The organism is Ruegeria sp. O5, from assembly GCF_056535105.1.
In genome coordinates, this window is sequence record NZ_JBQERN010000037.1 from 1 (window position 1) to 6,050 (window position 6,050).

General features: G+C 56.5%; 6 protein-coding genes and 2 pseudogenes. 6 read left to right on the forward strand and 2 right to left on the reverse strand.

Going from position 1 to position 6,050, the window contains the following annotated elements:
- Positions 1–30: 30 nt before the first annotated feature.
- Positions 31–1,044 (forward strand): extracellular solute-binding protein, encoded by a 1,014-nt coding sequence (locus ACR0M3_RS19820; RefSeq protein WP_480912391.1) that lies wholly within the window; start codon positions 31–33, stop codon positions 1,042–1,044.
- Positions 1,045–1,144: 100 nt separating this feature from the next.
- On the opposite strand, the pseudogene ACR0M3_RS19825 reads toward ACR0M3_RS19820, so the two are convergent.
- Positions 1,145–1,427: pseudogene (locus ACR0M3_RS19825) on the reverse strand (transposase); the annotation flags it as partial.
- A gap of 321 nt (positions 1,428–1,748) precedes the next feature.
- Here ACR0M3_RS19825 and ACR0M3_RS19830 point away from each other — a divergent pair.
- Genes ACR0M3_RS19830 through ACR0M3_RS19850 form a run of 5 tightly spaced genes read left to right on the forward strand, consistent with a single transcriptional unit; the run spans position 1,749 to position 5,763 of the window.
- Entirely contained in the window at positions 1,749–2,363 is a 615-nt protein-coding gene (locus tag ACR0M3_RS19830) for a TetR/AcrR family transcriptional regulator (RefSeq protein ID WP_480540084.1), read from the forward strand.
- Positions 2,360–3,514 carry an efflux RND transporter periplasmic adaptor subunit gene (locus tag ACR0M3_RS19835; protein ID WP_480774580.1) on the forward strand — a complete coding sequence of 385 codons (1,155 nt, stop codon included), beginning with the start codon at positions 2,360–2,362 and terminating at the stop codon, positions 3,512–3,514. The genes ACR0M3_RS19830 and ACR0M3_RS19835 overlap by 4 nt, the downstream gene beginning before the upstream one ends.
- Positions 3,511–4,647 (forward strand): ABC transporter permease, encoded by a 1,137-nt coding sequence (locus ACR0M3_RS19840; RefSeq protein ID WP_480912388.1) that lies wholly within the window; start codon positions 3,511–3,513, stop codon positions 4,645–4,647. Before ACR0M3_RS19835 ends, ACR0M3_RS19840 begins: the two co-directional genes overlap by 4 nt.
- A gap of 4 nt (positions 4,648–4,651) precedes the next feature.
- Complete coding sequence (locus ACR0M3_RS19845; protein ID WP_480871582.1) at positions 4,652–5,365, forward strand: ABC transporter ATP-binding protein; 714 nt, start codon at positions 4,652–4,654, stop codon at positions 5,363–5,365.
- Positions 5,362–5,763, forward strand: coding sequence for a hypothetical protein (locus tag ACR0M3_RS19850; RefSeq protein ID WP_480871583.1), 402 nt, complete (start codon positions 5,362–5,364; stop codon positions 5,761–5,763). The genes ACR0M3_RS19845 and ACR0M3_RS19850 overlap by 4 nt, the downstream gene beginning before the upstream one ends.
- 143 nt (positions 5,764–5,906) lie before the next feature.
- Here ACR0M3_RS19850 and ACR0M3_RS19855 read toward each other — a convergent pair.
- Positions 5,907–6,050, reverse strand: a pseudogene (locus ACR0M3_RS19855) (IS6 family transposase); the annotation flags it as partial.

Sequence of the window (6,050 nt, forward strand, 5' to 3'; positions counted from 1 at the left end):
CTCAGCATTGGGCTGGAAAAGCCCTGTCGCATTCGAAAGGAAAGTGGCTTAAACGAGCACTTGGGGCGGCAAAAAAACGGGACAGGTCCAGTCTATCACTGGTTCGAATACGTACCGCAGGAACTGCTGGACAAGTTCACCGAGCAAACCGGTATCGCCGTGACAATGGACACCTACGACTCGAACGAAGCGATGCTGGCCACGTTGAAAGCAGGCGGCATCGGCACCTATGACGTGGCTGTTCCCGGCGATTACATGGTCAAAATCATGGCTGGCGAAGGGCTGCTGGATACCATCGCCGAGGGCGAGTTGGTCAACAAGGGCAACATCTCGGCCGAATGGGCCGACCCAAGTTTTGATCCGGGCCGCACCCATTCGATCCCGTATCAGTGGGGCTCGACCTCGTTTGCGGTGAACCGCGATGTATACAGTGGCGACATTCAGACTACGGACATCCTGTTCAACCCACCCGCCGAACTGTCAGGCAAGATCAACATGCTGGACAGCCAAGGTGACGTGATGGCCATGGCCTCGCTGCACCTGGGTATCCCGCAGTGTTCGAACGATCGTGAGCAACTGAAGGCACTGAACGATATGCTTCAGAACGCCAAACAGCACTGGGTGTCGTTCAACTCGGATACCGCCAAAGAGGTGCTGGTGTCCGGTGATGCGGCAGTCGGTCAGATCTATGACGGCTTTTCCGCAAAGGCTCGGGAAGAAGGTGCCAACGTCGAATATGCCTTCCCTACTCAGGGCTACGTGGCGTGGATGGACAATGTTGTTCTGCTGAAAGATGCGCCGAACCGCGATAATGCCCTGAAATTCATGGACTTCCTTCTGGAACCGGAAAACATTGCCGCAGTGACCAACTATGCGCAGTATAACGCGGGCGTTAATGGGGTGACCGAGTTCCTTGATCCGGAACTGGCAGCGCAGCCTGAAAAGAACCCTCATGCGGGCGCGGGACAAGGCGTGTTCCTCGAAGTCTGCGACGAGGAAACTCAGGCTGTCTATGACCAGATCTGGACCAATCTCAAGAAATAGGTCGGTGTAAGCTAAGATTTGGTGGCGCTTTTGTTAAAAGCGCCGCCGAACAAACCTATTGAGACGAAAAGCCCCATGAAACGCGTTACAGTCTGCAGTATTTTAAAGCTTCTCTGAACCAGTCTGCATCATAGCATCGGTTTCCGAAAGCCACTCGACATTTGGTAGAGTCCTTAGCAATGCCCTCGCCCCGATGTAAGCGCTGACCTTTCCAGCGGTGGCGAACAGGTTGATCGGACGCCCCTGACTGTCGCAGACGGCGTGCAGCTTTGTGTTCATGACACCCTTGGTCCGATCAATCAGGCGTCTACGCCCCCAGTTGTTACGCCCAAACTGATCGCTGTCCGATGTGCCTTCAGGTAGGTTGCGTCGATCTGTTTGGTCAAAGCCTTTTCCGGCAATCCGGCATGCCCTTCCAAATGACACGCGGCGTTGACGCGAAATAACCTCACAGGAGACTGCGTTGCGTTTGAAGTCAGCGACGAGCTCAAGCGGCTTGATGTCGTGTTATTCCCAAAGTTTGACTATAGGTGTCGCGCAGTTATCGGGTGCTGCCCACCGTTTACCTGTCGATCTTCTCGCTACCAAAAGGTGCCATATACCCCCTTCCGACCCTGATAACGTAATCAAATCCAGATGCGCTTGACGTCAAGTGTATCTCGTCTTAATAAGTTAGTTATTACTCACTAACATAATGGTTTCGAATGCCCGCCCGCAAGCCCGCAGATGAACGCAAGACCGAGATCGTACAAGCCATGCTGCGCCTCGCGGACGAGTTGGGCCCTGATCGCCTGACCACACAGTCGGTTGCTGATGCAGTCGGGCTGACGCAGCCCGCAATCTTCCGGCACTTCGCGACCAAACAGGATTTATGGTTGGCGGTAGCTAACGAGATTTCTGAACGCCTCCGAACCGCGTGGGGTGACGCGCTTAGGACATCTGCCGATCCGGCAGAGCGGATCAAAGCGCTGATTTTGGCTCAATTGCACCAGATCGAGACTATGCCGGCCATCCCGTCTATTCTTTTCTCGCGCGAGCTACAGGTAGAAAACGACGATCTCCGGCAAGCTGTTCTTACGCTGATGACTGAATTGGTCGCATTGCTGTCCATCGAGCTGACCAACGGACAGAAAGCGGGCCTGTTCGACACAAACCTGCCGCCTGAAGACGGAGCGCTACTGTTGATCTCACTGGTACAAGGGTTGGCGATCCGCTGGACTCTAGGGAAACGCGGTTTCGCATTGGAATCCGAAGGGCACCGATTGCTCGACGCTCAGATGCGGCTATTCCGAATAGCAAGTACAGGGGTTTCGCCATGAACCGCCGTATCATCTTCGGTGTTACCCTTGCTGTCGGCCTCGCCGTCTTTGGCTGGCTTGTCCTTACAGAGCGCCCGGTTAATGTTTCCACTGCCGCAATTGAAAAGAATGTCCCTGTTCGTGTTTATGGGCTGGGGACGGTCGAGGCCCGGATCGTCTCAGATGTCGGATTTGAAGTTGGTGCCACGCTGACAGAACTTTCGGTCGACAGTGGTGATACGATCAAAGCGGGGCAAGTCCTTGCCCGGCTTCATCCGACGGAACAACAAGCAAAAGTCGCGCGCGCCAAAGCCGGGATTGCCGCCGCAGAGGCCACTTTGGGCAAGGCTGAGGCAAATGTGATCCGCGCGCGTGCCATTCTTGCGCAACGGCAGTCGACAAATGCGCGCCAGCAGGAACTTGCCGGGCGCAATGCCGTCTCGACTCAGGCTGCAGAAGAAGCCCAGCGGGATGTCGATGTTGCAGCCGCTGATCTGGCCGTAGCAGAAAGTGATGTTGAGGTTGCCAAATCCATGCACAGTGACGCCAAGGCAGCCCTGCAATACGAGCGTGTGCTGCTTGATCATCATGTGTTGCGGGCGCCATTTGACGCGGTCGTTGTTGAGCGCCACGTCGAAGCAGGTACTGTTGTTGTCGCTGGTGAACCAATCTTTACCCTTTTGGACCCGAACACTGTTTGGGCTTTGACCTACATTGATGAAGCGAGGGCCGGGCCCCTGCAACTCGGACAAGTTGCCGAAGTGAGGTTGCGGTCTTTGCCGCATAAGGTCTTCACAGGCAAGATCGCGCGGATCGGTATAGAAAGTGACCGGGTGAACGAAGAACGCCGGGTCTGGATTGCATGCAATCGGTGCCCGGAACAGGTTTTTCTTGGCGAACAGGCCGAAGTTTGGATCACAGTGACAGAGCTGGTCGATGCGATGTTGGTTCCCGAGATCGCAATAACCGGTTTTGACGGGCATGAAGGTCTTATATGGGTCGCGCGGGATGGGCGTGCGCATCAGGTGTCGGCAGTCTTCGGTCACCGGACCGAGGATGCGCGGGTCGAACTGGTCGGTAGTATTCCCGACGGCTCGCAGGTCATCTTGGCACCCGTTAAGGGGCTGTCTGAGGGGCGCATGGTTCGGGTCGTCGAGAGGGATGCGCCATGAACCTCGCCTACCGCGATGTGCGTCACAATCTGTTCCGCTTCATGCTGACTTGCCTCGGCCTCAGCCTTCTGATGGCGGTCGTGCTGGCAATGATTGGTATTTACAATGGGCTGGTTGCGGACGCGCTGAACATCGTCAAAGCACCGCAAGCTGATCTTTGGATTGTTGAATCTGGTACACGCGGACCGTTTGCAGAAGCCTCGAAAATTCCCGACGGCACCCGTGATGCTGTGGGGCGATTGCATGGTGTGGCCGAAGCGGGCAGCATCACATACCAGACCGTCGAAGCGCCCTTTCGCGGCGAAACGCTACGCCTGTACGTGATCGGATACGAGCCAGGTCACCCCGGTGGACCCGAAGCAATCTCGGTAGGGCGTGGGATCAGCCAGTCCCATTTCGAGATCGTGGCAGATGCCAAATCCGGACTGTCCGTCGGCGATGTGATCCGACTGGGCCGCGATCCTTTCACTGTGGTCGGGTTGGTCGAGGATACGATGAATTCCGCCGGTGATCCGGCGGCGTTTATCACCTTGCGCGATGCGCAAGTGCTACAGACGCAACTGGCCCCGTCGGCTCAACGCGTCCAGGAGGCACGAGGCGCGGGGTTGCTCGAAAGTCAGGACAGCGTTGCGGCTGTGATCGCACGGCTTGAACCGCTTGCAGACCCGCAAGCAGTGGCGCAGTCGGTGCGCCAATGGAAACATCTTGGGGCCCTGACACAAGCCGATCAGGAGTCTATCCTGCTAATGTCTGTGGTGGATCGGGCAAAGCGGCAGATAGGTTTGTTTCTGGGCATCTTATTGTCCGTTTCAGCCGTTGTGATCGCATTGATTATCTACACGATGACCATGGAGAAGCTAAAGCAGATCGCCACACTCAAACTGATCGGCGCCCCCGACCGCACGATCATCGGGCTGATCGTGCAGCAATCCATTGCACTTGGTGCGGTCGGCTGGAGTTTCGGTCTGATCCTTATCCTGCTTGTCAAAGACTACTTCCCCCGCCGGGTTGTGTTGGAGCCGATCAACGCCATCGCGCTGGCAGGGATCATCCTCATTGTCTGCATCGTCGCCAGCGGCCTTGGCGTTCGAGCAGCACTCAAGGTCGATCCGGCCACGGCAATCGGAGGGTGACGTCATGCTCAATGATCCGCGCCGCGTGATTGTAGATGTTACCAATGTCTCAAAGCACTTTGGCGAGGGCGATGCTCGTGTCGACGCACTGAAGGGTGTTGATCTGTCAGTCGAGGCGGGCGAAGTGGTGGCACTACTCGGCCCGTCTGGATCGGGTAAAACGACGCTTCTGAATGTCATTGGCTGCATCATTGCTCCGAGTACGGGGAAGGTTACGCTGGACAATGAGGTGGTTTACGACAAGCAATGGCTGCGAAACGATTTGCGTAGGCTACGGCTCGACAAGATCGGGTTTATCTTTCAGTTCCATAATCTTCTGCCATTTCTCGATGCCAAAGATAACGTTGCTCTGGTGCTGAAACTGGCTGGAAAATCGACGGTCGAGGCGCAAAGGCGCGCTGTCGAACTGCTGGACTATCTGGAGGTCGGTCACCGCAGGGATGCGATGCCCGCGCTTCTGTCCGGAGGTGAGGCGCAGCGTGTGGCCATCGCACGCGCCCTTGCCAACAGCCCGCGCATCATTCTGGCAGATGAACCAACTGCGGCGCTTGACAGCCAGAGGGCCGGGATCGTGATGGACCTGATGCGCAAGCTCGCAGCTGAGCAAGACGCCTGCATCATCGCGGTGACGCATGATGAAAAGATTTACGACCGGTTCGACAAGCTGTTCCACTTACGCGACGGTCGACTTGATGGAACGGAAGGGGGCGCGACATGAAAAATGCAACCACTGGCAACCGCGCCCTGAACATAGCGGCAAGCGTGGCAATAGTGTTCGGCGCGTTGACTGTTTTCTCAGGCGGACGGGCCTTGTTTGGTGGCGATGAAGCACGCGCCGCCGTTGGTAATGCAGTGCCCTTCGTGCTGTGGTTCAACTTTCTGGCAGGATTCGCCTATGTCGTGGCCGGCTTTGGACTGTTTCTACGGCACCGGTCAGCGGCCTGGATATCAACAGGCATTCTGGTTGCCACCGTTCTGGTTTTTCTGGCCTTCGGCGCTCATGTGCTGCAAGGCAATGCCTATGAGATGCGCACCCTCGGCGCGATGACCTTGCGCACGGGTGTCTGGTTAGCCATTTCCGTTGTGGCTTGGGTGCATATCTGGCGAGCAGAATGACTCGCCTGTAGATATGCCGTTACTCGCGGGACATTTCCTTCGACCTCCCATTTCGGGGACAAAGGAGATGTTTATGAATCAGGACGTACGCGGGTATTGTCACGTTAACGTCCGGTCGACGAGGGAATGCTGATGGTCGGGATTCAAGCGGCTCGAGTGGCAGCATTCCAGGCGTTAGTTGCCTCGAGGCGGTGACAACGGATTGTTAGTGCGGAGCGACGACGTGCCGGGACGCGGAAGCAATTTCTAACGGCTGATGGGTGGTTACGAACCGCTGCAAACCTCCT

What these genes read in the sequence shown, in the direction of transcription:
- ACR0M3_RS19830 (WP_480540084.1), top strand. Translation starts at nt 1,749, where the DNA reads ATGCCCGCCCGCAAGCCCGCAGATGAACGCAAGACCGAGATCGTACAA.
- ACR0M3_RS19835 (WP_480774580.1), top strand. Translation starts at nt 2,360, where the DNA reads ATGAACCGCCGTATCATCTTCGGTGTTACCCTTGCTGTCGGCCTCGCC.
- ACR0M3_RS19840 (WP_480912388.1), top strand. Translation starts at nt 3,511, where the DNA reads ATGAACCTCGCCTACCGCGATGTGCGTCACAATCTGTTCCGCTTCATG.
- ACR0M3_RS19845 (WP_480871582.1), top strand. Translation starts at nt 4,652, where the DNA reads ATGCTCAATGATCCGCGCCGCGTGATTGTAGATGTTACCAATGTCTCA.
- ACR0M3_RS19850 (WP_480871583.1), top strand. Translation starts at nt 5,362, where the DNA reads ATGAAAAATGCAACCACTGGCAACCGCGCCCTGAACATAGCGGCAAGC.